Source organism: Bacillus sp. 41-22, from assembly GCF_025809295.1.
Lineage (GTDB): Bacteria > Bacillota > Bacilli > Bacillales > Bacillaceae_G > Bacillus_A > Bacillus_A mycoides.
Genome location: NZ_CP084035.1, coordinates 4,543,728 through 4,570,033, shown reverse-complemented (window position 1 = coordinate 4,570,033; position 26,306 = coordinate 4,543,728). Strand labels below are relative to the sequence as shown.

Below are 26,306 nucleotides of genomic sequence, written 5' to 3'. Positions count from 1 at the left end.
ATTACTTCTGATAGCTAACGAATTCGTCCTAAGACAGCCGAGCTAACTCCCTTGTTCCAAAGGTTATTTTATTACAATTTATGCTGACGCTAAAAGACGTATTGCTTCATTTTTGATATTGATGGCTGAGTTATAATCTCTATCGAGATTTACACCGCATATACAAGAATAGATTCGTTCAGACAATGTCAGACTTTTCACATTTCCACAGCTACTACATGTTTTTGTTGATGGAAACCATTTGTCTATTTTCACAAGTTGTTTTCCTTGTTCGTTTAGTTTATAAGTTAAGAAAGAAGTGAACATACCCCACCCATTATCAGCGACACTTTTTCCAAAATGAAGTGCTTGCGATATTCCTTTCATGTTTAGATCTTCAATAGCTACAACATCAAAATTGGCAGCTAACTTTTTAGACTCATGATGAAGAAAATTCTTACGTTGGTTAGCTACTTTCTCATGTAACGTAGCTACACGAATACGTTGTTTATTCCAACGTTCAGAACCTTTATTGCGTCTTGATAATACTCGTTGCGCCTTTGTTAATCGGTCTAACATGTTACGATAGAACTTAGGATAATTGGCTTTCTCATCCTCAGAACTGACGTATAATCTATCCATTGCAAAGTCTAATCCAACAACTGTTCCTACTTCTTTTTGTACAATCTCTTTTTCGTATTCAGTCAAGATTGACACATAGTATTTACCAGTAGGTGTCATAGAAATCGTACAAGACTTGATCATATAATCTTGTGGTATCTCTCTATGTTTTTTGATACGTACCATTTTCAGTTTTGGCAATTTGATATGACCATTAAGCAACAGAATATTACCGTTTACTACATTCGTTGTATAAGACTTTCTGTCCTTTTTACTTTTGAATGTTGGGAAGTTATTTTGACCACTAAAGAAATTCTTATATGCAGTTTGCAAGTGTAGTTGAGCATTTGCCAAAGCTAATGAATCAACTTCTTTTAACCACTCAAATTCTGCTTTATATTTCGCAGGGGTTGGAGGCTTTTGTTTCTTTAGTTGTTCCTTATCATCTTTGTATTTTTCGTACGCTTCTTTTCGCTCAGCTAACATTCTATTGTACACGAAACGTACACAACCGAAGGTTTTACGTATAAGATTTGCTTGTTCTTCTGTTGGATACAACCGGAATTTATATGCTTTATTCTGCTTTGTCATATCATTTCACCTCACTTTTTACCTTGATTTTCAATATATTTCTTTACTACGTCTATTGGCGAACTACCAGTAGTTAGTAAGCAAAAACTTCTTGACCAAAACATTTCTTTCTAAAGTTTTTTTCACTTGTGGAAAGTCTTTTTTGATTAGTTGAGAACTTGCACTTTTATAAGCATTAATAAATTTTGTCATTTCTTTTTAAGCGAGTAATTCTGATGCAGTGTGCTGAAGGACTTCTTCATATTGGTCAAGTAAGCCACGAAAGATCTCATCCCAGCTTTTTGATTTAGCATAAGACGAAGCTGCTATGCCCATTTGCATAAGCAGCTCTTCATTTTGCAATAAAGAATGGATGGAGGATAGAAAGGAATCTGTATCTTTTGGCGGACAAAGAATTCCCGTTTTTCCATCTGTAATAATATTTTTAACCCCGCCACTATTTGCACCAATGACAGGTGTACCGCATGCAAATGATTCAAGTACGACATTTCCGAACGTTTCAGTAGCTGATGGAAATACCATCATATGAGAACAAGCATATGCTTCAGCTAAATCCGTGCCTTGTAAATATCCAGTAAAAGTGACATTTGTTTTCGGAACAGCTTCACGCAAATTTGTTGCTAGAGGCCCGTCTCCAGCGATGAGCCAATGAATATCGTCACGTTCTTTGTTTGTCGTTTGAATAAGTGTTTGAAGAGTATCGATATCTTTTTCAGGAGCAAGGCGCCCGACGTAGGAAAGAATATATTTCTCTGTAATATTATATTTTTTTCGGAATAGGTCTTTATTGTAAGTTGGATGAAAGAGAGTACAATCTACACCACGTCCCCAAATATAGAGCTGTTGAAATCCTTTTTTCTTTAATTGATGTAATGTTTCAGGAGAAGGAACAAAGTTTTTTTGCATATGACTATGAAACCAGCTTAAATAGTTCCATAGCATATTGGAGAGAAATTCGATTTTGTAATAGCGTAAATAGGCGTCAAAATCAGTATGATAAGAACCGACAACTGGGATATTTAACTTTTTGGCATAATATAACCCACAAAGTCCCATATTGAAAGGCGTAGCGATGTGAATGATATCAGGTTTAAAGGCAAGAAGTTCCCGCTTAATGCGCGGAGTAGGAAAGGCAAAGCGACATTCTGGATATAATATTGTTAACGGGATACTTCTCATTTTGTTCACATTCGCTACGAAATTATCTTCTGCCGTATGCTGGGGGGCGAAAACAGAATAGGCGATATTTTCTTTTTGAAAATATTTAGTTAAACGTTCCAAAGTTTTCGCCACACCGTTGACTTGTGGTGTAAATGTATCGGTAAATATGGCGACTCTCATCATATCGCTCCTTTACATGAGTGGAATGAGTTGATAAAAAGAGATGATGCCAGAGCAAGTGCCAAGGCACATGCCTACAAATACATCTGACGGATAATGAAGCCCTAAATAAATACGGGAAATACCGACGCATAATGCTAACGGTAATAGAAAAGCAAGCAAGTTTGGATTATAGCAAATAAATGGAATGAGGACAGAGAAAACAGCCGTTGTATGTCCGGATGGAAAAGAATGATCTTTTAAAGGCTGTACTGGATATTTCGCATCTTGAATTGTTAAATAAGGACGTTTTCGTGGATACCATCTTTTTAATATTTGCACAGGAATATGGCTAATTGTTAAAGAAATAGCAGTTGCAATTGCAGCTTGATGCAAATTCCCTGTTGCGAAAATTAAAAAGAATAGGGTAAGTGCAATGGAAAAACTTGCACCACCGATATGGGTAATATTGCTGAAAAAGATGTTTAATGTTTTTTGATCAAAGTAGCGATTAATTCCTTTGAAGATGTAACATTCTATTTTATATAGTCCACTGACCTTCATGAGATTTTTCCTCCCTCATTTACATATATATGGAGTTATTAACTTCTATTTTAATAAGATTTTATTGAGGGGATAATAAGGTTTTGTAAAGAAAAAGTTAGATTTTTTCATAAAAAAAGCTGCCAGTCTTATGGCAGCGATAAAATCACTTTTGTAACGATTTATAATATTGTCCTTTTTCAACGTATTGTGTGCGGATACGTTCCATATCTTTACGGTCTTCTTCTGTTAATTCGCGAATGACCTTCGCAGGGCGACCGAAAGCTAACGTATTAGGAGGGATTTTCTTTCCTTGTGAAACGAGACTACCAGCACCGATGAAAGCTCCTTCACCAATTTCAGCGCCATCTAATATGATAGATCCCATTCCGATTAAAGCATCTTTTTCAATTTTGCAGCTATGTAAAATAACTTGATGCCCAACGGTAACGTCATCTTCTAAAATAAGAGGATACTGGGGGCTTTGGTGAAGTGTACATTGATCTTGTACATTTACTCTATTTCCAATTATCGTTGGTGATACATCACCGCGGATGACTGTATTAAACCAAATGCTAGATTCTTCGCCAATTGTCACATCGCCTGTAATGGTAACATAGTCAGCGATAAAAGCACTACTCGCAATTTTCGGATTTTTTTCTTTGTAAGGATATATCATGTAAAGCCTTCCTTTCCTAGAGACTAGTTTTAGTGTATCAAATTATGAGAAAGAGTGAAATGGAGGAGGTCCGTATGTGGAATTATGAAGCAGAGGAAGCGAAAGCTGTAGTCGTTATCGTGCACGGCGCAATGGAATATCACGGACGTTACGAAGCTATAGCAGAAATGTGGAATCATATCGGCTACCACGTTGTGATGGGAGACCTTCCATCACATGGAACGACTTCGAGAAATAGAGGACATATTGATTCATTTGATGAATACATAGAGGAAGTTAAATTATGGGTGAAAGAGGCAAGGAAGTATCGATTACCTATTTTTATATTTGGTCATAGTATGGGTGGTCTTATTGTCATTCGTATGATGCAAGAAACGAAGAGAGAAGATGTAGATGGTATTATTTTAAGTTCACCATGTTTAGGTGTATTAACTGGACCTTCTGCTCCGCTTCGAGCTGCCTCAAAAATATTAAATGTTGTTGCTCCAAAATTGCAATTTGCAACGAATCTTACAGTGGAAATGTCAACTCGTAATCATGAAGTGAGAGATGCGATGGAGAATGATTCATTGTTCTTGCGCAAAGTATCAGTACGTTGGTATAGTGAATTGATTAAGTCTATCGAAATTGCGCATAAAAAAATAGGCGATTTTCCAGACGTTCCACTCTTGCTAATGCAGGCTTGTGAGGATAAACTTGTAGATAAAATACGTGTCCGTACTTGGTTTGATAATGTTAAAATAAGTGATAAGGCTTTTAAAGAATGGCCGAATTGTTATCATGAGTTATTAAATGAGTATGAGCGTGATGAAATTTTGAATTATATTCAGTCATTTACTGAAATACGCATCAATAACATAATAGAAACAAATAAGTAAATTATTTGTACATTGAATAGAGGAGATGAAGGAAGAAGTGAACGTACCGAGTAATCCCATAACGCTCATGGCGAAAGTATACCGTGATGTGTTTCCGGTAGTACACCATGAGCTAGCGATGTGGAAAGAGCGTGCCTACCATATTCCGAATGACGAGCTTCATAGTCAGGCAATCGCAAGTATTGAGAATAAAACGTTTCATTGCGAGGGCGGTGGCATTTTAGCGCTACTAGCAAATGAACATCGTGAGGAATGTATTCGTTTTATCGTAGCTTATCAAACGATTAGCGACTATTTAGATAATTTATGTGATCGTAGTACATCACTTGACCCGAAAGACTTTGCGGCTCTTCATGAGTCGATGGTAATGGCATTAAGCCCTGAAGTTGAAGGGGGCGGTAACTATTATCGTTATCGTGATGATCAAGATGATGGTGGTTATTTAGATGAGCTTGTTGAAACATGTCAGGATGTTTTAAAGAAAACGAAGCATTATGATAAAATTGCTCCAATTCTTCATGAACTTGCTTGTTATTATTGTGATTTGCAAATTCATAAACACGTGAAGTTAGAAGAAAGAGAACCACGCTTAAAAACATGGTTTGAAGCGCATAAAGAAAATTTACCACCGATGAGTTGGTTTGAGTTTTCAGCATGTGCAGGTTCTACGCTTGGAATTTTCTGTCTTGTAGCATATGCATTTCATGATGAGTTACATGAAGAAGATATTGTGAAAATTAGACAAGGGTATTTTCCATACGTACAAGGACTTCACATTTTACTTGATTATTTCATCGATCAAGAAGAAGACCGTATCGGCGGAGATTTGAATTTCTGTAGTTATTATGAAAACGAGCAAGCTATATTAGATCGTATGAAACATTTTGTAGAAGAAGCAGAGAAGAGCATTGGTGATTTGCCTCATGCGAAGTTTCATCGTCTCATAAGCCGAGGATTACTTGGTATTTATTTATCAGATCAAAAAGTATCAGCGCAAAAGAATATGCACAAAATGGCACGGCGCATTGTAAAATACGGAGGGCTCACTTCACGATTCTTCTACTGGAACGGGAAGATGTACCGAAAGAAAATGGCGCAGTGAATAAGAAAACCACTCTTGTAGAGTGGTTTTCTTATTATGATTGTATTTTTGAAAATACATATATGAGAAGTTCAATTGCGAAAATAACTAAAACAGATAGTCCGAATAAAGGCATGACAGCGCCTAGTATAACCATCATGATAAAGAAAACGATTATGCTTTTCTTATCTCTTTGCTTTGGCGGTGCTGCTAATTTTCCTTTTGGCTTTCTTGCTAACCACATTTTTATTCCGTAATAAATGAGAAGTAATAAAGATAATGTCGTTAGTAAGCATAATATTTTATTTGGCCATCCGAATAAATGTCCTTCGTGAAGCGGGATACCGTAAGTAAACCATTGTGCAAATAATCCATAATCACGATAGTCCGTTTTGGAAATAAGTTCTCCGCTATATTGATCAAAATAAGCTGTTATTTCTTCATTTGGTGCGACATGCATACCCGTAATACCGGAACCGCTTGATTTCGAAACGGTGAATACACCTTTCGGATCAGCCGGTAGTGAGATAACATATGGCTTCTTTATTTCAATTCCTTTTTGTAATTCATCGACAGAAATTGCTTTTGGCTCATTTGAATTCGATTCAGGAGGAGCTTCTTTTCTAGTTGCCCACGGTAATTCTTTTACCTTCGATTCAGGCGGTGCCATATACAATGTCGGATATCCAATCGATTCATTCGACGATGCGATTTTATAAATTTGGTTCCCCATAAATCCTGACCATGGTAATCCAGATGCGACTAACAAAACGAGTGGAATTGTAAATATAATACCGATAATAGAATGACGTCGTTTTGCTTTTTCTCGCTTAGTGGATGCGGGTGTGTTTTTGAATTGGCGTATACTCATATACAATCCAGTCACAATTAAAAAGATTGTCCAGCATGCCGCAAGCTCTACAGTATAGTTGACGACAGTGCCACCAACTAAAAGAGAACTATGTAATTCCCGCATTATATTGGCAAAAGTTTCACTTGCATTTTGATCTCCAACAATTTGATTATTGCTATCTAAATACACATATTTTTGTTGCCCAGTATATTCATTTGCAATAGTAAGTCTCGTATTATAATCCCCATTAAACTCACTAATTTTCGCCACACTATAATGTGGATATTTTTTCTCTGTTAAGAAAAGCGAATCAGCCATCGAAATAGACTCTGTTTGGGCGCTCTTCCCAAAATATAAATCTTTATAGATGAAATCTTCAACTTCCTCCCGAAATAAATACCCAATTCCGCTCAGTGACAATGTAATAAGAAGCGGCGTAATAAAAAGCCCGGCGTAAAAATGCCACCTCCAAAAAATATAATGAAGCGAACGATTTACTTTCATACTTCAGTTCCCCTAACCTTCCCTATATGAATAAACTACTTATTTAATATAGCGAGATTAAGTGTGATTACTTTGAAATAATTGTGAAAAAAGTTAAAAGTTTTGGTTATTTTTATCAAACATAAAACACATTTTAAAAAGGATGTGTTCTATGTTTATGAAGACTTTTTTATATTTGATGCATAGATCCTAACAACTGCTTTCGCAAGACATTGAGCGGAATCAACAAATTCCTCACTCACCACCACATTCAAATCGGTACATGCGATAATAGCGGTATCTACTTCGTCTTTTAACTGTAAAACGAGCAGACTCCATAATTTACGAGCTTCCTCAATTTCTCCGCCTTTAATACAAGTAATAATTTGATTAATCATTTCTTGCCATTGTTCATTATGAATGTACTCTATATCACGTTTTGTAATTCCATCTTGGTAAATACTTGCTTGAACAGTCGCTTCTGTTGCAAGAAGAGCGACTCTTTTTGTATTTTCAGGAATTGCTTTTAACGTCTCATCGACTATATTCAAAATAGGAATGGTAATAGAACGCTGTAATTCCTCGAAATAAAGATGCGCTGTATTACATGGCATTGCGATGAAATCTACACCAGTACTTTCAAGTTTTTGCGCTCCTTCAATAATCGCTTTTTTCATCGCCGCATGATCAATAGGGCGATCCATATAAAACGGTGTTGGGCACGAATAAATCATCATATGAGGAAAGTCCATATCATGCTTTGCTCCATAAATTGTTTGGCACTCTGCTACAACTGTATCGACGAATGGTCCGGTTGATTTTGGACCCATTCCTGCTAGTATTCCAATCATTGTTTAGTCCCCTTTAATATGTAATCAAAAACGTTTTCTGCGAACGAGAAAAAGAAATAAAGTAAGTAATAAAAATGAATATACGATAGCCCAAGCTGTAAGCCATAGAGTATGAGTAAGTATATTATATTTGTATTGTCCAAGCATTATAAAGCTTTCGACAGGTGGTAAAAACCATAGTAACTCTTTTTTTAACCGGATTGAGGCAATCGTCATAAGTAATATAAATGTAAGACTAAGCCAAGCGGTGCTTGCTTTTTGAATAATATTTCTAGTAAATAATGTTGCGATTGAAATTCCTAGTATAGATAAAGACATGTGAGCGAGAAATCCGACTAGAAATAAAGAAGCTGTCATTTTTTCATTAAACATTTGCAAAATAATTGGATAGATTACGGATATAAAAGATAAAACAGTACAAATAAGAAGAGCCGTAATATATTTACCAACGTATAATGCCGAAATATTATTTGTATGTGAAATAGTGATTTGTTCTTGTACAGGATCTTCAGTATGAAAAATTGTGACTGTAATCCAGGCAGATAATAAATAAAGTGCGAGTGCTGTTTCTAAGTATGTTGGTACAATGGGAGTTGGTTTATATGTATATACAAAAAGTAAGCTTATGCAGTACATCGCAATAGGAGGAATGTACTTATACGATTTCGTGTAGTCGAGAAAATGGTAACGAATAAGCGCAAACATAATAAACCTTCTTTCGATTTAAAAATTAGGCTGTAGCAGTGTGATAGATGCTTTTTTATGTAATAAAAACTGAAGCATTTCGTTTGCATATTCCTTTTCGATTTGTAATTGAATGAGGTTTTGATTTGAATTGTGTGTAACTTGTATAAATCCTGATTGCTTTTGTAGTTCTATAGCTGAAAATGTTTCGTGAACAATTGCCTCAATATAGACCTGTTCTGTTGATTTTTGCACAGAGGTATCTTCCGCAATTGTATGATTTGCTAATGTCACAATTCTATCGGCGAAGTTTTCTAGTAGTTGTTTTTCGTGACATGTGAAGAGTATAGATATGCCTTGTTGTTTTAATGAGAGTAAAATATGCTCTAATTCTTGCTGAGAGTTAGGGTCGAGTCCAGAAAGAGGTTCATCTAGAATTAATAAATGGACGTCCGTAAGTAATGCTTGCATAATGCCTGTTTTTTGTTTCATACCCTTTGAAAAGTTTCGTACAACGTAATGCTTTGCATGATGTAGATGAAAAGATTCAAGGAGCATCGGAATTTTATTTCTTAAATATTTTGTTGATAAACCGTGAATGTGGCCGAGATGATATAAATAATCCTCTAATGTAAAACGAATTCCTTCAGGAAAATGTTCAGGGACATAACTGATTTGTATATGTTCTTTTCTTTGAAGTGTCCCTGCCGTAGGTGGAATAAAGCCTGCAATTATTTTGAGTAAAGTACTTTTTCCAGTCCCGTTCCCACCAATAATAGCGAGTGCTTCTCCTTCTGGAATGGATAAATCGATGTTGTCTAGTATAAGTGATTTGCCATACTTCTTTTGAATTCCCCTTAGTTCTACTAGCAAAGTTCTATCCTTCTTTCTTCAAATATTGTATACATCCATTATATAGGAGAATAAGAAAAAGACGTGCAATGAATGCACGTCTTTTTTTGTTATGTTTTGTCGAATGATCGATATATCTGAAAAATCGTTGATATAATTATCCTGCTATTTGCCGGACAGTAAACCTCACTGATTAAAGTTTCACTTTATCGCTTCTCAATCGCCACAATAAATGGCGGGTTATTTTGCTGGTTAATGAAGCCGTATCGCAAAACGTGAGCTTCTTTTTGATCTAGTTCTTCTGCAAATTTAAGTACAGCGTCGCGTTCTACTTGTCCTTCTGGATGTCCGTGGTAAATGACAAGGACGATGATTCCTTCAGGTGCCATTACTCCTAGTAATTGTTCAATTGCCGAGAGTGTTGAGTTCGGTTTTGTAACGATATGCTTGTCACCACCAGGAAGGTAACCTAAGTTGAAGATAGCGCCTGTTACTTTTCCTTTTGCATCTTCTGGTAGTACGGATAGAAGCGTATCGTGACTATCGTGAACTAAAACAGTACGTTCAAAAAGCTCTTTTTCTTTTAGGCGGATAGTAGAGCTTTCAATTGCTTCTTTTTGAATATCAAATCCAAATACTTTTCCGTTATCTCCAACGATTTCAGCTAGGAAGCAAGTGTCATGTCCATTTCCTAAAGTTGCATCTACAGCGTAATCGCCTTCTTTAACAGCCGTTTGCAGCAGCGAGCGAGCAAACGGTAATACACGTTCTAATTTCATTTTTGTTTCTCCTCATTTGCATATTTTCCTTGCCAGCTTCCGCGGCGTACAAATTCTGCATCGATGGAATTTAATACTTCCCATTTATTTAAGCTCCACATTGGGCCAATCATTAAATCAGGCGGACCGTCACCTGTGATGCGGTGCACAATTACATCTTCTGGAATAATTTCAAGTTGGTCAACAACGAGACTTACGTAATCTTCAAGAGAAAGGAACTCGAGTTGTCCTTTTTCATATTGCTTCACCATTGGCGTTCCTTTTAATAAATGAAGTAAATGAATTTTAATTCCTTGTACGTCAAGCTTCGCTACTTCACGAGTTGTTTCCATCATCATGTCGTAATCTTCAAGTGGAAGACCGTTAATAATATGAGAGCAAACTCTAATGCCATGTTTGCGTAATTTATTTACGCCTTCCACATAAGATGGATAATCGTGAGCACGGTTAATAAGATTTGCAGTACGTTCATGAACAGTTTGTAGTCCGAGTTCAACCCAAAGGTACGTACGTTTATTTAAGTCCGCTAAATATTCAACGACATCGTCTGGTAAACAATCTGGACGAGTTGCGATAGAAAGACCGACAACGTCTTTTTCTGCTAGAAGCGGTTCGAATTTTTCTTTTAACACTTCAAGTGGTGCATGTGTATTTGTGTAAGCCTGAAAATAAGCGATACATTTTCCGTCTTTCCACTTTGAGTGCATTTTTTCTTTCATTTCATGATATTGCGTTATAACATCATCGCGGCGATCGCCAGCGAAGTCACCAGATCCAGCAGCACTACAAAACGTGCAACCACCGTAAGCAACTGTACCGTCACGGTTCGGGCAATCGAAGCCAGCATCTAATGAAACTTTAAAGATTTTTTCACCAAATTCATTTCGTAAGTGGTAATTCCATGTATGATAACGTTTATTGTCGTTTGTATATGGAAAAGGGTTTTGAACCTTCATTACTTTCCCTCCTAAGACGAGTCAAAATAAAGTGAAACTTTAATCAGTGGGGGATGTTCCCCCCACTGATTATTAGCCCTCACGAATCGGGCGTTTACGGGCAGTTGAGCTCCCACCTACCTTTTTTTGTTTCATCCAAATTTTGAGGTAGAGGTCTTACTGCCCGTTAATGCGGGATGAAACAAAATCCATTATAACATACTCATAAGGTTCATATGGAAGGGACACACTAAAGGGGAATTGAAGCAAGGAGGGACAATTATGGCAGAGCGTCAATCACTTGAAGAGTATATTACACAGGCAGAACAAGCGGTGGAATATGCGAAAGAACAATTAGACCAAGGCATGAGACAAGAGCATTACAATACGATGGAGTATTCGGATGCTCAGTTACAATTAGAACAAGCATATAACGACTTACAAACTATGCAGCAACATGCGAATGATGAGCAACGTGAGCAATTAAATAGAGCACGTATGGCAATTCGCCAATTGCAACATCAAATGATTATTACACCGCACTAATAAGGAGTGAATGTAATGGCGAAACGTTCAGATCAAAATAATCCAGAGCAAAAAACGCAAAATGGACATAACGCTGAATTTTCAAATGAACTTGATCCAGTTGTTCAAGTGAAACAGCGTAACAGTAAAAAAGGACAACCTCAAAGATCGAAGCAATCAGAGTAAACCAGGTCGAAATACGACCTGGTTTTATTTTATTACAAAAGTGTAAGGTAATTGTAATGTTAACAAATAGCAGTTTACTTCCAAAAGGAGCAAAATAGGTAATGGAAAAACAAACGTAGGAGGATATATATGACGAAACCAGTTGTAGACGTGAAAAACGTTCAAAAAGTGTACGGTAAAAAAGGTGAGAACCAATCACACGCATTAAAAGGCGTATCATTCTCAATTCAAGAGGGTGAATTTGTTGGGATTATGGGACCTTCTGGTTCTGGTAAAACGACATTATTAAATGTAATTTCAACGCTTGATAAAGCAACGGGCGGCGTTGTTGAAATTGCGGGTACGGACATTACGAAAATGAAGCAGGGTGAGCTTTCTGATTTCCGTTCGCAAAAGTTAGGATTCATTTTCCAAGACTTCAACTTATTAGAGAACTTATCTATTTATGAGAACATTGCACTTCCACTTTCACTTCAAGGTGTTTCATCACGTAATATTGGACCGAAAGTAGAGAAAGTAGCGGATATGTTAGGGATTACAGAAATTCTTCAAAAGTATCCAACTGAAGTATCCGGTGGACAGAAACAGCGTTCAGCAGCAGCACGCGCACTAGTGCATGAGCCGGCAATTATTTTAGGAGACGAGCCAACAGGAGCTCTTGATTCGAAAAATGCAGCAAGTTTACTTGATGCGATGACAAACTTAAATGAAGAACAAGGCGTATCTATTATGATGGTTACGCATGATCCATATAGTGCAAGTTACTGTCAGCGTATTTTATTCATTCAAGATGGTGAGCTATATAAAGAAATTCATCGCGGTGGTACGCGTGAAGAGTTCTACAAAGAAATTTTAGATGTACTTGCAGATTTAGGTACACAAAAAGCGTAAGAAAGGAGGTTCCAGTATGTTATTTAAACTTTCCATGTCAGGGCTAAAGAGTAAGCTGAAAGATTATATTGTCTTACTTGTTGGTCTTGTCATGTCGATTTCAATTTTTTATATGTTCCAAACGTTAGCGCTGAATAAAGCGTTTATCGAATCCAATTCTGTTATTAAGTCTATTGGTTTCGTATTCCAAGCAGGTTCATTTTTATTAGCAATTATAACGTTCTTCTACATTTTATATGCAAACTCTTTCTTATTATCTCTTCGTCAAAAAGAGTTTGGTATGTACATGATGTTAGGTGCAAAAAAGCATAAAGTTACATTACTTATGTTTATTGAAACGATTGTATTAGGTGCTGCGTCTCTTGCGATTGGACTTACAGTTGGTGTAGGACTTGCAGAAGGTATCGGACAGTTATTAATGAAACAATTAGAATTTGCTGGTGAAGGCTATAAGGCATTTTATCTACCATCTATGACTGTTACTTGCATTTTCTTCTTTGCATTATTTGTATTATCAGCAATTATGAACAGTATTAAGTTATCACGTATTTCAGTACTGCAACTTGTACATGCAGATGCACAAACAGAACGTGTTGCGGTAAAAGGAAAAATGACAGGTGTCGTTGCAATCCTTGCGGTTATTTTATTAGGAATTGGCTATGCATCAATGATTTACATGGAAAAACTAAGAGAAATGGGAATCCTTATTGCATTAATTACAACAACAACTGGTACTTACATGCTATTTGGATCACTTCTCCCAGTTATCATTAGAAAGTTAAAGAGTAATAAAAAGCGTAGTGAAAAAGGACTTAATGCTTTTACGTTTGCACAATTAAATTTCCGTATTAATAGCTTAACGAAAGTACTTGCAACGGTAGCGATGTTAGTTGCTCTTGGAGCGGGTGCAATTTCAGGTGGTATGGCGTTTAAAAATAACGTTATAAAAATGGTTGATGGTTTAGTAATATATGATTCAGTTATTCATAACCCAACAGCTGAAGAAAAGAAAATTTTAGATGGTATTACATTTAAAGAGAAAAATGAATATCGTTACAAAGTTGATAATAAATACGTTTATTATGTAAAAGAAGATTTAGAGAAAAAACCTCCTTTCGTACAAGATACAAAACAGATGGAAAGTATGAAGGATTTAGGAAAAATAAAGAAAGTTTCAGAGGAACTACCAGTAGGTGCAGTTTCTAGAGAAATGAATGAAAAAGATGCGAGTGCTAAAGAACTTCCAGAAGAATGGAACGAGGCTTTCAGAACAATTCAGCCATTTTATCTATATGAAGATCATGCAATTAAAATTGTAGATCAGAAAATGTACGATACTGTAAATGGTAAAGAAGGAATCGTAGTTACTGGAAAAACAGACGATTTTGTAGCATACACAAAAGAATGGAAAAAACTTGACGAGTTGCAGCTAGTTAAATATAAAAATGTAAAAGCTGAAAGATTAGATAGTAAATATCAATCTTACAATGGATTCTACGGCATTGCGAGTGGAACAGTATTTATGGGATTCTTCCTTGGAATTGCGTTCTTAGCAATGATGGCAAGTTGTTTAATGTTTAAAATTCTTTCTGGTGCATCAAAAGATATTACGCGTTATCAAATGCTTCGCAAAATCGGTGTGCGTCGTGAGTTATTAACGAAATCGATTTATAAAGAATTATTCTTAGTATTCTTATTCCCAGCAATTGTGGGGATCGCTCACGTATTAGTTGGTATGAATATTTTCGGATTTATTTTAATGGATCCTTACTTCCGTATTTGGGTACCAATCGTAATTTTCGTAGTTATTTATGCGATTTATTACTTCATTACAGTTCAATTGTATAAAGGAATTGTTCTTCCAAAAGAAGATTAATAGGTAAAAAGCCGAGTGAAAGTGCTCGGCTTTTTGTATTTTCAGAAAAAACACTTTAATGTTACTGAAATATATAATATAATGTAAATAAGTAACATAATATGAAAGTATCAGCAACCGAAAAATGAAAGGAGGAATCCGATCTGTAGGAAGAAGCTGAACTTGTACTCCCCCTATTTTTTCTACCCACACCGTATTTGTACAATCATAAATTTCCAAATGAAAAATTGTCGTAAGAGTATATTGTGAAAATAATGGATAATACATGGAAATCTCATAGCATGATAAGGTAAAATGGACAGGATAATGAGAAAATTACCGTTCATAAGATGAGGAGATACATGTATGGAAGTTGTAGAGGCATTAAAAGATATAAGCCAAATTGAGGCTATGAAAAAGTACTTAAAAGAGCACTCGCAGCGAGATTATCTTTTATTTGTTATTGGAATTAACACTGGATTAAAGATTACTGAGCTACTTAGTATGAAATTTGAAGAGGTATTAAATGAAGATAAGACTGTTAAAGAGTTTTATTCTCTTCCTGTGAAAGATGAAAAATTTAAACAAGATATTTATTTAAATACAAAAGTAAAAGAAGCCCTTTTAGAGTATGTAAAATCTATTGATGCTCAAAGAGAAAACTACGTATTTCAATCTAATAAAACGACAAATTCAATCTCACGCCAACAAGCATATCGTGTTATCCATAGCGCAGCTGAAGCGGTTGGGATTGTTGGAAAGATTGGAACGAATTCAATGCGAAAAACATTTGGATTTCATGCGTACAAAAGAGGAATAGCGATTGCGCTATTGCAAAAGCATTTTCATCACGCAACTCCATCAGAAACGCTCAAGTATTTAGGAATCTCAAAAGATGAGAAGTTTAAAACAGAGATTGATGTAGATTTGTAAAAGCCGTAACTAAAAACTTTAGGAGGCGGAAAATATGAATATTAGAGAGAGTGAACTACCGGGCATTGGGTGTAAATTCGAAGTGATAACAAAAGGTAATGAAAAAATGGTTATCGTTATTCATGATGATGGCCGAAGAGAAATGTATCATTTTGATGCGGATCACGATGAGAGTATTTCAAGCATTTCTCTTCGTGATTCTGAAGCGAGACAAATTGCGGCTATATTAGGCGGAATGGTATATAGGCCGCAAGCGCTAGACACAATTGAGATGGCTTTTGAAGGATTATCAATTGAATGGTTTAAGGTGGAGAATAATGCACCAGTAGTACAACAAACAATTGGTAGCTTACATGTCAGAAAAACGTATAACGTAACGATTATTGCTATTTTGAAAAAGAATATGAAGAAATTCTTTAATCCAGGTCCAGACTCTATTATTGAAGCTGGCGATATGCTCGTATTGTCGGGTGAAAGACATGAAGTGAAAAGAATTATTAATGAATTGCTTTCAGCAGGAGGTGATTCCTAATCGATGGATACTTTAATTTTTGAAGTTGGAACTGCGTTAGTATTAGTAGCTTTTGCAGCTATCCTCGCTGCGAAGTTAAAGTTCTCGATTATTCCGTTTCTCATTATACTCGGTATGTTAGTGGGGCCTCATGCCCCAGATTTAGGACTTATCGATTTAAGGTTTATTGAAAGCGGAGAAGTTATTTCCTTCCTCGGCCGTGTAGGCGTCATATTCCTCCTATTCTATTTAGGCTTAGAATTCTCAATAAAAAAATTAATTAAATCAGGAAAGTCGATTGCTTTTGGGGGTAGTGTTCATATATCGCTTAATTTCATATTAGGTTTACTTTATGGATATGTTATGGGCTTCCCCTTACTAGAAACATTAATTATTGCTGGAATTATTACAATCTCATCGAGTGCAATTGTAGCGAAAGTAATCGTTGATTTAAGAAGATCTGGTAATAAAGAGACAGAGCTAATTTTAGGAATCATTATGTTTGATGATATCTTTTTAGCTGTATATTTATCAGTTGTTTCAGGATTAGTACTCGGAGGTGCAACATCATTTGTAGGTGCTCTTACATCCGTACTAATCGCAGTAGGATATATGTTACTATTCTTTGTAATCGCTAGAAAAGCTACGCCGTTCCTAAATAAAGTATTAGATATTTCGTCAAACGAAATTTTTATTATCGTAATATTCGCTATTTTATTCTTTGTAGCAGGATTTTCAGAAACAATTCATGTTGCGGAAGCGATTGGGGCTTTATTGTTAGGACTCGTCTTTTCAGAAACAGAGTATAGTGACCGGATCGAGCATCTCGTCGTCCCGTTTCGTGATTTCTTTGGAGCTATATTTTTCTTCAGCTTCGGTTTAAGTATAGATCCGTTTTCGCTTGGAGGAGCAGTATGGTTGGCATTAGGAGCAGTTTTCATTACTCTCATCGGTAATTTTACAGCTGGAATGATTGCAGGGCGTAAAGCCGGGTTATCGCATAAGGCTTCTACGAATATCGGTTTAACACTTATATCACGTGGGGAATTCTCTATTATTGTCGCGAATCTCGGAATAGCGGGTGGCTTAATGGCAACGATTAAACCATTCTCAGCTTTATATGTTTTAATATTGGCGTCGCTAGGGCCATTATTAACGAAGGAGTCTGGGAGAATATACTCTCTACTAGACAAAATATTTAAATGGAGTGCGAAAGAAAGTGCAAAACGTAAAAAGGAAGTTGGATAACCTTTCGCGAGGGAACGATTCCATTATTTATAGATTAATATTTTACAAAGACGATTAGAATACATTCTAATCGTCTTTGTGCTATTATCTGAATTTCATCAACTATTAATCAGTTGCCTTCCTATTTAAAAACGACTACAATTTTACTGTTATATATATGAACGAAAAAAAGAGAATAGGAGGGGAGACTATGCCAAGGAAAGTATGGCTATTAGTAGCTGGGATGATTATTAATGTCACGGGTGCTTCTTTTTTATGGCCTTTTAATACAATTTACTTACATGATAGTTTAGGGAAATCTTTATCAGTAGCCGGAATGGTATTAATGATCAACTCGCTTACTGGTGTAATCGGAAACTTGCTCGGCGGTGTTTTATTTGATAAATGGGGCGGTTATAAATCAATTTTAGTAGGGATTGTCATTACACTTGTATCGATTTTAGGTCTTGTATTTTTCCATGGTTGGCCATTATATGTTGTGTGGCTAGCATTAATCGGATTCGGTTCTGGAATGGTATTTCCATCGATGTATGCGATGGTCGGTACGGTTTGGCCAGAAGGCGGGAGACGAGCGTTCAATGCAATGTATGTTGGACAAAACGTTGGGATTGCGATTGGAACAGCGTGCGGTGGATTAGTTGCGTCTTATCGTTTTGATTATATTTTCTTAGCGAACTTTATTTTATATTTTATTTTCTTCTTAATTGCGTTTATTGGATTTCGTGGTATGGAAGCAAAAAAAGAGCAAGAGGTACAAAAAGAAGCCGAAACGAAAAAAGGTTGGTCACTTACACCTGGCTTCAAAGCGCTTCTAATCGTATGTGTAGCATATGCTTTATGCTGGGTTACATACGTACAGTGGCAAGGGGCAATTGCGACTCATATGCGAGAATTAGATATTAGCCTCCGCCATTATAGTTTATTATGGACGATAAACGGAGCGATGATTGTTTGTGCGCAGCCACTTGTTAGTATGTTAATTCGCTGGATGAAGCGTTCTTTAAAACAACAAATTATGATTGGAATCGTCATTTTTGCGGCGTCGTTTATTGTTTTAAGCCAAGCGCAGCAATTTACGATGTTTCTCATTGCGATGGTGACATTAACAATTGGTGAATTATTCGTATGGCCGGCAGTTCCGACCATCGCAAATATACTTGCACCGAAAGATAAGCTAGGATTTTATCAAGGTGTTGTAAATAGCGCAGCGACTGTAGGGAAAATGTTCGGACCGGTCGTTGGCGGAGCGATTGTTGACTTATACAATATGGAAGTATTGTTTATTGCGATCATGGTAATGCTTGTAGTAGCGCTTATAGCAACGAGTATTTATGATAGACGAGTAAAAGTAGAAGAAACAGTTGAAGAAAAAATTGCAGTTTAGTTTGACGGAACATGCAACATGTTTTAGAATATATTTAAATAAATAGTAATAAAATATCCTTTGGAACAAGGGAGTTAGCTCGGCTGTCCTAAGACGAATTCGTTAGTTAGCAAGAGTAACGATTAACCGAGAAGCCCTCGCTTCAAGTAAGCTCTTAAGAGATACTAAGTGGTGGGTAGTTCACATTAACTCATATTTGTAATAACAGTGAGAAGGAGTAGTAGTAATAGAAGCTGGTTTAGAGAGTTGACGGTCGGTGCAAGTCAATCCACGTTTCGTTATGAACTCGCCTTTGAGTTGCAGTTGTGAAATCATTAGTAGCAATTGCCGTTAATCCACGTTACGGATCTAAGCGAATGTATTTATTACATTAATTTAGGGTGGTACCGCGGGAATCTATAACCTCTCGTCCCTTTCTAGGGATGAGAGGTTTTTTGTATTTTGGGCGGTGAAAATAAATAGAATTTCAAGGAGGGTATCTCATGAGCTTTAATCATCAAGAAATTGAGAAGAAGTGGCAAGGGCATTGGGAAGAGAATAAAACATTCCGTACGCCAGATGAAACAGAAAAACCAAAATTTTATGCACTAGATATGTTCCCATATCCATCAGGTGCAGGCTTACACGTAGGTCATCCAGAAGGTTATACAGCGACAGATATTTTATCTCGTATGAAGCGTATGCAAGGATATAACGTTCTTCATCCAATGGGATGGGATGCATTCGGTCTTCCAGCAGAGCAATATGCACTTGATACTGGGAACAGCCCGGCTGAATTTACAGAGCTTAATATTAATACGTTCCGTAATCAAATTAAAGCATTAGGCTTCTCTTACGATTGGGATCGTGAAGTAAATACAACAGATCCAACCTACTACAAGTGGACACAATGGATCTTCCTAAAACTATTTGAAAAAGGTTTAGCTTACGTTGATGAAGTACCTGTAAACTGGTGCCCAGCACTTGGTACAGTACTTGCAAACGAAGAAATCATTGACGGTAAGAGTGAGCGTGGTGGACATCCAGTTGAGCGTCGTCCGATGAGACAGTGGATGTTAAAAATTACAGCTTACGGAGATCGTCTATTAGAAGATCTAGATGAGCTTAATTGGCCAGAAAGCTTAAAAGACATGCAACGTAACTGGATTGGTCGTTCTGAAGGTGCAGAAGTACACTTCAACATCGACGGTACAGATGAGAAGTTCACAGTTTTCACAACGCGTCCTGATACACTATTTGGAGCAAGCTACTGTGTACTGGCTCCAGAGCATGCACTTGTTGCTAACATTACAACACCAGAACAAAAAGAAGCTGTAGAAGCTTACATTAACTCTGTTAAAATGAAGAGCGATTTAGAGCGTACAGAACTTGCGAAAGAAAAAACTGGTGTATTCACTGGTGCTTACGCAGTTAACCCAGTAAACGGTGAGAAATTACCAATCTGGATCGCTGATTATGTTCTTGCAACTTACGGAACAGGTGCTGTAATGGCAGTTCCAGCTCACGATGAGCGTGACTATGAATTCGCATCAACGTTCAATCTTCCAATGAAGGAAGTTGTAAAAGGCGGAGACATTTCGAAAGAAGCATATACAGGTGATGGTGCGCACGTAAACTCAGCATTCCTTGATGGTTTAAATAAAGAAGAAGCAATTGTAAAAATGATTGAGTGGCTTGAAGTAACAAGCGCAGGAAATCAAAAAGTAACGTACCGTCTACGTGACTGGTTATTTAGTCGCCAACGTTACTGGGGTGAGCCAATTCCAGTAATCCATTGGGAAGATGGTACAATGACAGCTGTGAAAGAAGAAGAATTACCATTAGTTCTTCCGAAAACAGAGAATATTCGTCCTTCAGGTACAGGTGAATCACCACTTGCAAACATTGAAGAGTGGGTAAATGTTGTTGATCCTGAAACTGGTAAAAAAGGTCGTCGTGAAACGAATACAATGCCGCAATGGGCTGGTAGCTGCTGGTACTACCTACGCTACATCGATCCAAACAACAGCGAAGCACTTGTAGACCCTGATAAAGTAAAACAATGGCTTCCAGTTGATATTTATATCGGTGGAGCAGAGCACGCTGTACTTCACTTACTATATGCTCGCTTCTGGCATAAAGTATTATATGATATCGGTGTAGTTCCAACGAAAGAACCGTTCCAACAATTATTCAACCAAGGTATGATCTTAGGTGAAAACAACGAGAAAATGAGTAAATCAAAAGGTAACGTTGTAAATCCTGATGATATCGTAGCAAGCCACGGTGCAGATACACTTCGTCTATACGAAATGTTCATGGGACCATTAGATGCTTCAATCGCTTGGTCTGAAAATGGTCTTGACGGAGCTCGTCGCTTCCTAGACCGCGTATGGCGCCTATTCATTCAAGAGAACGGTGAATTGAGTGAGAAAATTACTGATGCACCAAACAAAGATCTTGAAAAAGCTTACCACCAAACAGTGAAGAAAGTAACAGAAGACTATGCAGAGCTTCGCTTCAACACAGCGATTTCTCAAATGATGGTATTCATCAACGATGCATACAAAGCTGAAACACTTCCGAAAGAATATGTAGAAGGTTTCGTAAAAATGATTGCACCAGTTGCACCTCACATCGGGGAAGAACTATGGAGCAAACTTGGATACAGTGAAACAATCACATATGCAAGCTGGCCAACATTTGATGAGTCTAAACTTGTAGAAGATGAAGTTGAAATCGTTGTTCAAATTATGGGCAAAGTTCGCACAAAACTAACAATGAGTAAAGACGCATCAAAAGAAGAAATGGAACAACTTGCACTTGAGGCAATCAAAGAACAAATTGAAGGAAAAACAGTTCGTAAAGTAATTGTTGTTCCTGGAAAACTTGTTAACGTTGTTGCAAACTAATTAATTATTAATAAAAGCTCAGAGCGTTTATGCTCTGAGCTTTTTTGCGTGAAAAATAAGCTCAGGATCACCTTCATCTAAGTTTTCGATCATTCCACTACGCATAAATCCATTTGCTTTAAAAACTTTTTGCATATTTGTATTCGATTTGTTCGTTGAAGAAAATATTTTTTGAGTAGGAGAATTACTTAACATATATGAGATTAATGAGCTTGCATGACCTTGTCTTCTTTTAGTTGGCGAAACAATTATTAATGAGAGGAAAGTACAACCAAAGAAATTCGTATCGTATGTTAGAAAACCGGAAATAGAATTGTCCTCTTTTGCAATTATGCATTTTCCTTCATCAATAGCGTGTTTAATATAATTTCGTCTACTATCGTCTCCGATCACATCTATATCTATATGTACGATTGAATCTAAATCGTCGATTGAAGCTTTTGCTACGTTCTCCAATGGAAATGCCCCCTTTTTTATAAGGAAAGAATAATCAGTCAATTAATCCTATCACGAATGAAGAACGAAGAAAAAGGTGCGGAATTCCCATATAGACAAACACCTATTCTTCTATAGGAAATATGATAAAAAAGGTAGGTTAAATTGAGCAGAAGAGGTGAAAGGAATGAAAGGGATGGACAATAATGCACCACATGGCTTCTTCGGAGGTGGATCGGATAGTTATGGACAAATGATGTTCATGGGAGGAGATGGTCAACACGGGTATGGTGGAATCCCAAGTTGGATGGGAGGAGATGGTCAACACGGATATGGTGGAATCCCAAGTTGGATGGGAGGAGCAGCTGGAGGATTTCCGACGTCAGTGGCTGGAGCACAGACAGGAATTCCGACATTGGTAGGAGGAGCACAAGGAGGAGTGCCTGTAGGCATGCCAACTACATTTCCATCTTTCGTAGGAGGAGCACAAGGAGGAGTACCAGTAGGTATGCCAACTACATTTCCATCTTTTGTGGGAGGCGTACAAACAGGATTTCCTGTACCTGGCGTCGGTGTTGTAGCTGGTGGAGTCGGTGGCTTCCCTCAAGGTGTTCACGGTCATCATGTGCATCACCAACATCACGGTCATCACGGTCATCACCAACATCATGGCCATCACCAACATCACGGCCATCACCAACATCATGGCCATCACCAACATCACGGCCATCACCAACATCACGGCCATCACCAACATCACGGCCAGCATCAACATCATGGTCAACACCAAGGGCATCATCAGCAACAAGTACATCATCATGGTCAACACCAAGGGCATCATCAGCAACAAGTACATCATCATGGTCAACACCAAATTCATCCGCAAGCGGTTCTTTTCCAAACACACCAAGGTCAACAGCATCACCAAGGTCAACACCATCACCAAGGTCAACACCATCACCAAGGTCAACACCATCACCAAGGTCAACATCATCACCAAGGTCAACATCATCACCAAGGTCAGCAGCATCAAGGACAACATCATCACCAAGGTCAACATCATCACCAAGGTCAGCAGCATCAAGGACAACAACAAATTTGGTACGGTGGAGGAGCTGGAACTGCAGCGGGAACAGCTGGAATTACAGCTGGAGCAGCGGGTCATGCTGGACATGTGGGACATTAATGAATTACATGAAAAATTCTCTTGTGCGCAAGGGGATTTTTTATTTTGAAGAAAAATATATTTGCATTTTGAAATGTGATATTGAGTAGTAAAACACGAAGTTCATGACCTGTGAATGATAGTACAAAAAAGCTGCTAAGAATATTCCTAGCAGCTGATTCTTTATTATTTTCCTGCGTTTGCTAATGCCTCTTGGCGCTGACGTTCAATTTCAGCGCGAAGTTGTGGTTCTGGTGCTTGCCAGCCTTCTGGTTTTAGAATTTTGCCGTCGCCTTCACGGAATCGAGGTTTTCCATCAGGGAATAGTTTTGCCATGTTTGCGTTGTTTACAATTTCGAATCCTTTATCTGGACGTACGCCCATTTCTGCAAACGTTCCGAATGCAAAGTAAATAAGGTCAATAAGTGCATCATATTGATCTTCAACAGTCGTTGCTTCTAGAAATTCTTCTAGTTCTTCTTGCATAAAACTTGCACGGATTTTTGCGCGCTCTTCTGTTAGTTTTGTTGGAGTATTTGTTACAGGATGTCCGAATTCTTCATGCATTTTTGCAACAAGTTCGAATCCTTTATCTAAACCTTTTTCGTTTGTCATGTTGTTTCATCCTTTCTTACGTTATGCCGAAGTTTATTGTAACATAAGGTAGTTATTAAATAAAAAGAACATCTTATGAGAAATAAGATGTTCGCTCGTTATTCTTCTTTCTTAATTAAAATGGATAAAATAAGATCAATGCCAAACATTCCGATGAGTAGCATTGGTATAACGACAAGTAAATAACGAGTAAAAGAAACATTTTTTAAATATGTATGAGCAAATAAAAAGACGCCGAGAAATAAAATACCGTTTAAAATAGGCTTTACTAATTTTTTAGACATAAGCTCCCCCGTAAATATCCTTTTCTCTATTTAAAAATAAAAACTCCCTTCTCCGTTGTACCATGCCAGAGAGGGGAGTTCAATCATTAACTTATTCAATCACACCAGAATTTGTAATATTTACGGTGTATTTTATTTTAATAGGGACATCTTTATACATTCTTCGCCACTCTTCTAATTTGAATGGACGATAATGTTGTCTATATTTTGCTCCAAGTCCAAGGGGATCAACATTTAGAGATTTAAACTGTTTAATTAGTTTTGTAGCTTTCGCATCTAATTGTTTTTCGACTGACTTAGCTATTTTTGTTGTATTTTTTTTGTTTTCTAAATTAAATTTTCTAGAGAGCTCCTGAATACGAGCTTCCATTTTCACATGAATATAGAAAGAAGGTTTTCCGTTTTTTATGTTTACTTCGTAGGTAGGGACGGAACGGATATTATTAATCATTGCATAGCCAGGATTGGTTTTAAATTCATGTGAGTCTAAGCGGTGCTTTTCTAGTAGTCCTTTGAAAACAAACATATCTTGGTACTTGATTGTTCCAACTAACTTATCCTTTTTTAAGAGACCGATACCAGTAATTTTTATTTTATCTCCATGTTTTTTCAGGATAGGCATATAAGAATCTTGTCCTTCACGGTAGTACCGAAAAGCACCTAAATATAAATTGTCAGTTGGTAAAGGGCCGGTTTCCATATTATGTTCTAACATTTTTTTTATATAAATTGCAACATTATAAGATGTACTGTATTTTCCTTTAAATAGTTCAGTACCACTTCCTTCTAATAGTCCCACATACAGTGAATTACCAATATTCACATCACGAATTAATGTGTCAAAGGAGGTGGATAATCCTTTTTTAGCAACCTTTGTTGTGAATAAGGCAACACGCATTTGACCGCTTGCGAACGGTTGCGAAGATTCTAAAGATGTATCTGCCTTTACTTGTTTTACTGCGTTTCCTGTTCCTTCATAAATTTGAACTTTATTTCCCTTTTTTTGTATGGGGCAAACGAATGTAACTTTTACTTTATTATCTTTTGCTGTATCGAAGACAGTTCCTTGAATGAGTTGAACATCATCAATAATATTTTTTTGTAAGCAACCAGTTAGACTGAAGATACTGATGCAAACAAGAAGTATTAATTTTCTTTTGGTTTTTTCCATTTTCTTTTCACCCACACAATAATAAATAGAATTGGGATGTATACATATATAAGCCAAAAACTAACTTTAGATATATTGCTAATAAAATCATTAATATCATGCCTGTTCGTTAAAAGTTGTGAAACAACTAAGGTGATAAGCATAAAGGCGATTAAAATGCCACGTTGCTTAACACGAAAGATTTCATGAGTTCCTCTAGTAGCGGCCCATAAAGGTAGAATAAAGCTCGTAACAATAACGAGAGCATAAGCGGAAATAGCAATATACTCAAGTCGTTCTATAAAAGGAAGCTTAATAACTTGTGTCATTGAAAGTTGAGACCAAATTGTTTTGAGTAGTTGTTTTTCACTAAAGAAAGTAAAAGCGAGAATAGTACTGAACAAATATAAGCAGTTAGAGAATAATGCCCCATATTGTGCGAATTTATGGGACTTCTCTGGCTCTTTAACAAACGGATAAACCATAAGAAAAATTTCAAACCCTGTCATACTATAAATAGATAGTTTGGCCGCTTTCAAAATATCGGTAAAAGAATGTGAAAACATCGGAAGTAAATTATCCCAATGTGAGAATTTCAAAATAAAAAGACTTAGAAAAAGATATCCTAAGGTTCCACCAACAGAAATGACACAAATTCCTGTAATGACGCGGAAGCCTGATGAAATAATGTAATAACTTATTAAACATATAAAGAATGTGAGCATCCAGGTGGATGCACTAGGAAACATCCATACTTGAATAATTTCGACATATGTTCTAACGACCGAGATACTCACAATAAAAAAATAAGCCATAAAGATGATGCTAATGCCGTTTCCTAGCCATTTCCCAAATGTTTGCCGATGTAAATCAATTAAATTTCCGTTTGTTTCTTTTAATAAGAAATACATCATCCATATAAGAATATGGATACCGATTCCTGTAATTAAAACTCCCATCCAGCCGTCGTATCCAGCTGCCTTTGCAATAATACGAGCGAATCCGAGAACACCAGCACCAAACTGTGCACTGTGAATTAAGAAGAAAACAAAGATGGGAGATATTTGATATTTTTCTTGAACTTTACTCATCAATGCACCTCAT

General features: G+C 36.9%; 27 protein-coding genes, 1 pseudogene and 1 other annotated feature. Of the genes and pseudogenes, 12 read left to right on the top strand and 16 right to left on the bottom strand.

Translation table 11 applies throughout. From position 1 onward, the window contains the following. Positions 1 to 78: 78 nt before the first annotated feature. The 5 genes and pseudogenes from LCF45_RS23450 to LCF45_RS23430 all read right to left on the bottom strand — a co-directional run bounded on the left by LCF45_RS23450 (position 79) and on the right by LCF45_RS23430 (position 3,733). Positions 79 to 1,191, bottom strand: coding sequence for a transposase (locus LCF45_RS23450; protein WP_263894314.1), 1,113 nt, complete (start codon positions 1,189 to 1,191; stop codon positions 79 to 81). 11 nt (positions 1,192 to 1,202) lie between these two features. After that, positions 1,203 to 1,386, bottom strand: a pseudogene (locus tag LCF45_RS23445) (IS200/IS605 family transposase); the annotation flags it as partial. Positions 1,387 to 1,389: 3 nt separating this feature from the next. Next, the gene (locus LCF45_RS23440) at positions 1,390 to 2,532 is read right to left on the bottom strand and encodes a glycosyltransferase family 4 protein (protein WP_263894313.1); all 1,143 of its coding nucleotides are present in this window, start codon (positions 2,530 to 2,532) and stop codon (positions 1,390 to 1,392) included. 12 nt (positions 2,533 to 2,544) lie between these two features. Then, the gene (locus LCF45_RS23435) at positions 2,545 to 3,075 is read right to left on the bottom strand and encodes a phosphatase PAP2 family protein (RefSeq protein WP_002167520.1); all 531 of its coding nucleotides are present in this window, start codon (positions 3,073 to 3,075) and stop codon (positions 2,545 to 2,547) included. Between the two features lie 145 nt (positions 3,076 to 3,220). Beyond that, positions 3,221 to 3,733 carry a gamma carbonic anhydrase gene (locus tag LCF45_RS23430; RefSeq protein ID WP_002015678.1) on the bottom strand — a complete coding sequence of 171 codons (513 nt, stop codon included), beginning with the start codon at positions 3,731 to 3,733 and terminating at the stop codon, positions 3,221 to 3,223. 74 nt (positions 3,734 to 3,807) lie between these two features. Here LCF45_RS23430 and LCF45_RS23425 point away from each other — a divergent pair, with 74 nt between their 5' ends. Continuing rightward, a complete protein-coding gene (locus tag LCF45_RS23425; protein WP_002167521.1) occupies positions 3,808 to 4,611 on the top strand; it encodes an alpha/beta hydrolase in 804 nt (267 codons plus the stop codon). A gap of 37 nt (positions 4,612 to 4,648) precedes the next feature. Continuing rightward, a complete protein-coding gene (locus tag LCF45_RS23420; protein ID WP_002089107.1) occupies positions 4,649 to 5,713 on the top strand; it encodes a tetraprenyl-beta-curcumene synthase family protein in 1,065 nt (354 codons plus the stop codon). 34 nt (positions 5,714 to 5,747) lie between these two features. On the opposite strand, the gene LCF45_RS23415 is transcribed toward LCF45_RS23420, so the two are convergent. The 6 genes from LCF45_RS23415 to LCF45_RS23390 form a co-directional block, all read right to left on the bottom strand. Further along, complete coding sequence (locus tag LCF45_RS23415; RefSeq protein ID WP_088045216.1) at positions 5,748 to 7,049, bottom strand: PepSY-associated TM helix domain-containing protein; 1,302 nt, start codon at positions 7,047 to 7,049, stop codon at positions 5,748 to 5,750. Positions 7,050 to 7,204: 155 nt separating this feature from the next. After that, a complete protein-coding gene (locus tag LCF45_RS23410; RefSeq protein ID WP_263894312.1) occupies positions 7,205 to 7,879 on the bottom strand; it encodes an aspartate/glutamate racemase family protein in 675 nt (224 codons plus the stop codon). Between the two features lie 24 nt (positions 7,880 to 7,903). Then, positions 7,904 to 8,584 carry a hypothetical protein gene (locus LCF45_RS23405; RefSeq protein WP_002067629.1) on the bottom strand — a complete coding sequence of 227 codons (681 nt, stop codon included), beginning with the start codon at positions 8,582 to 8,584 and terminating at the stop codon, positions 7,904 to 7,906. An 18-nt stretch (positions 8,585 to 8,602) separates the two neighbouring features. Beyond that, entirely contained in the window at positions 8,603 to 9,436 is an 834-nt protein-coding gene (locus LCF45_RS23400; protein ID WP_002034419.1) for an ABC transporter ATP-binding protein, read from the bottom strand. Between the two features lie 185 nt (positions 9,437 to 9,621). Further along, positions 9,622 to 10,194, bottom strand: coding sequence for a tRNA 5-(aminomethyl)-2-thiouridylate-methyltransferase MnmM (locus tag LCF45_RS23395; protein ID WP_002184797.1), 573 nt, complete (start codon positions 10,192 to 10,194; stop codon positions 9,622 to 9,624). Then, on the bottom strand, positions 10,191 to 11,150 hold the full coding sequence (locus tag LCF45_RS23390) for a tRNA modification radical SAM protein MnmL/YtqA (protein WP_002167527.1): 960 nt from the start codon (positions 11,148 to 11,150) through the stop codon (positions 10,191 to 10,193). The genes LCF45_RS23395 and LCF45_RS23390 overlap by 4 nt, the downstream gene beginning before the upstream one ends. Before the next feature lie 261 nt (positions 11,151 to 11,411). Between LCF45_RS23390 and LCF45_RS23385 the strand changes: the two genes are divergently transcribed. The 9 genes from LCF45_RS23385 (at position 11,412) to leuS (ending at position 21,553) form a co-directional block, all read left to right on the top strand. Then, on the top strand, positions 11,412 to 11,675 hold the full coding sequence (locus tag LCF45_RS23385; RefSeq protein ID WP_002089099.1) for a YtzC family protein: 264 nt from the start codon (positions 11,412 to 11,414) through the stop codon (positions 11,673 to 11,675). A 15-nt stretch (positions 11,676 to 11,690) separates the two neighbouring features. Next, entirely contained in the window at positions 11,691 to 11,840 is a 150-nt protein-coding gene (locus LCF45_RS23380) for a hypothetical protein (protein ID WP_001129345.1), read from the top strand. Between the two features lie 129 nt (positions 11,841 to 11,969). Beyond that, positions 11,970 to 12,731 carry an ABC transporter ATP-binding protein gene (locus LCF45_RS23375; protein ID WP_002129519.1) on the top strand — a complete coding sequence of 254 codons (762 nt, stop codon included), beginning with the start codon at positions 11,970 to 11,972 and terminating at the stop codon, positions 12,729 to 12,731. A gap of 16 nt (positions 12,732 to 12,747) precedes the next feature. Further along, positions 12,748 to 14,607, top strand: a complete 1,860-nt coding sequence (locus LCF45_RS23370) for an FtsX-like permease family protein (protein ID WP_002129517.1) — start codon at positions 12,748 to 12,750, stop codon at positions 14,605 to 14,607. 345 nt (positions 14,608 to 14,952) lie between these two features. Continuing rightward, positions 14,953 to 15,519: a tyrosine-type recombinase/integrase gene (locus tag LCF45_RS23365; protein ID WP_000454225.1), complete on the top strand. Its 567-nt coding sequence runs from the start codon at positions 14,953 to 14,955 to the stop codon at positions 15,517 to 15,519. Between the two features lie 34 nt (positions 15,520 to 15,553). Beyond that, positions 15,554 to 16,051: a cation:proton antiporter regulatory subunit gene (locus LCF45_RS23360; RefSeq protein ID WP_001026048.1), complete on the top strand. Its 498-nt coding sequence runs from the start codon at positions 15,554 to 15,556 to the stop codon at positions 16,049 to 16,051. A gap of 3 nt (positions 16,052 to 16,054) precedes the next feature. Then, positions 16,055 to 17,278, top strand: coding sequence for a cation:proton antiporter (locus LCF45_RS23355; RefSeq protein ID WP_263894311.1), 1,224 nt, complete (start codon positions 16,055 to 16,057; stop codon positions 17,276 to 17,278). Between the two features lie 190 nt (positions 17,279 to 17,468). Next, entirely contained in the window at positions 17,469 to 18,662 is a 1,194-nt protein-coding gene (locus LCF45_RS23350; RefSeq protein ID WP_002167529.1) for an MDR family MFS transporter, read from the top strand. Between the two features lie 198 nt (positions 18,663 to 18,860). Continuing rightward, positions 18,861 to 19,079 (top strand) — a binding site (T-box leader). A 65-nt stretch (positions 19,080 to 19,144) separates the two neighbouring features. Beyond that, positions 19,145 to 21,553, top strand: a complete 2,409-nt coding sequence (gene leuS / locus LCF45_RS23345) for a leucine--tRNA ligase (RefSeq protein ID WP_002167530.1) — start codon at positions 19,145 to 19,147, stop codon at positions 21,551 to 21,553. 27 nt (positions 21,554 to 21,580) lie between these two features. Here leuS and LCF45_RS23340 read toward each other — a convergent pair whose 3' ends face one another. Continuing rightward, entirely contained in the window at positions 21,581 to 22,009 is a 429-nt protein-coding gene (locus LCF45_RS23340) for a GNAT family N-acetyltransferase (protein WP_263894310.1), read from the bottom strand. Between the two features lie 166 nt (positions 22,010 to 22,175). Here LCF45_RS23340 and LCF45_RS23335 point away from each other — a divergent pair, with 166 nt between their 5' ends. Continuing rightward, on the top strand, positions 22,176 to 23,174 hold the full coding sequence (locus LCF45_RS23335; protein WP_263894309.1) for a VrrB protein: 999 nt from the start codon (positions 22,176 to 22,178) through the stop codon (positions 23,172 to 23,174). Positions 23,175 to 23,339: 165 nt separating this feature from the next. Here the strand turns inward: LCF45_RS23335 and LCF45_RS23330 are convergent, their stop codons facing one another. From LCF45_RS23330 to LCF45_RS23315, 4 genes are all read right to left on the bottom strand, one after another. Further along, a complete protein-coding gene (locus LCF45_RS23330; protein ID WP_002167533.1) occupies positions 23,340 to 23,768 on the bottom strand; it encodes a pyrophosphohydrolase domain-containing protein in 429 nt (142 codons plus the stop codon). Between the two features lie 98 nt (positions 23,769 to 23,866). Continuing rightward, positions 23,867 to 24,052: a hypothetical protein gene (locus LCF45_RS23325; protein ID WP_000038778.1), complete on the bottom strand. Its 186-nt coding sequence runs from the start codon at positions 24,050 to 24,052 to the stop codon at positions 23,867 to 23,869. 91 nt (positions 24,053 to 24,143) lie between these two features. Then, positions 24,144 to 25,223 carry a Ger(x)C family spore germination protein gene (locus LCF45_RS23320; protein WP_002167534.1) on the bottom strand — a complete coding sequence of 360 codons (1,080 nt, stop codon included), beginning with the start codon at positions 25,221 to 25,223 and terminating at the stop codon, positions 24,144 to 24,146. Next, the gene (locus LCF45_RS23315; RefSeq protein WP_263894308.1) at positions 25,199 to 26,293 is read right to left on the bottom strand and encodes a spore germination protein; all 1,095 of its coding nucleotides are present in this window, start codon (positions 26,291 to 26,293) and stop codon (positions 25,199 to 25,201) included. The genes LCF45_RS23320 and LCF45_RS23315 overlap by 25 nt, the downstream gene beginning before the upstream one ends. Positions 26,294 to 26,306: the final 13 nt, after the last annotated feature.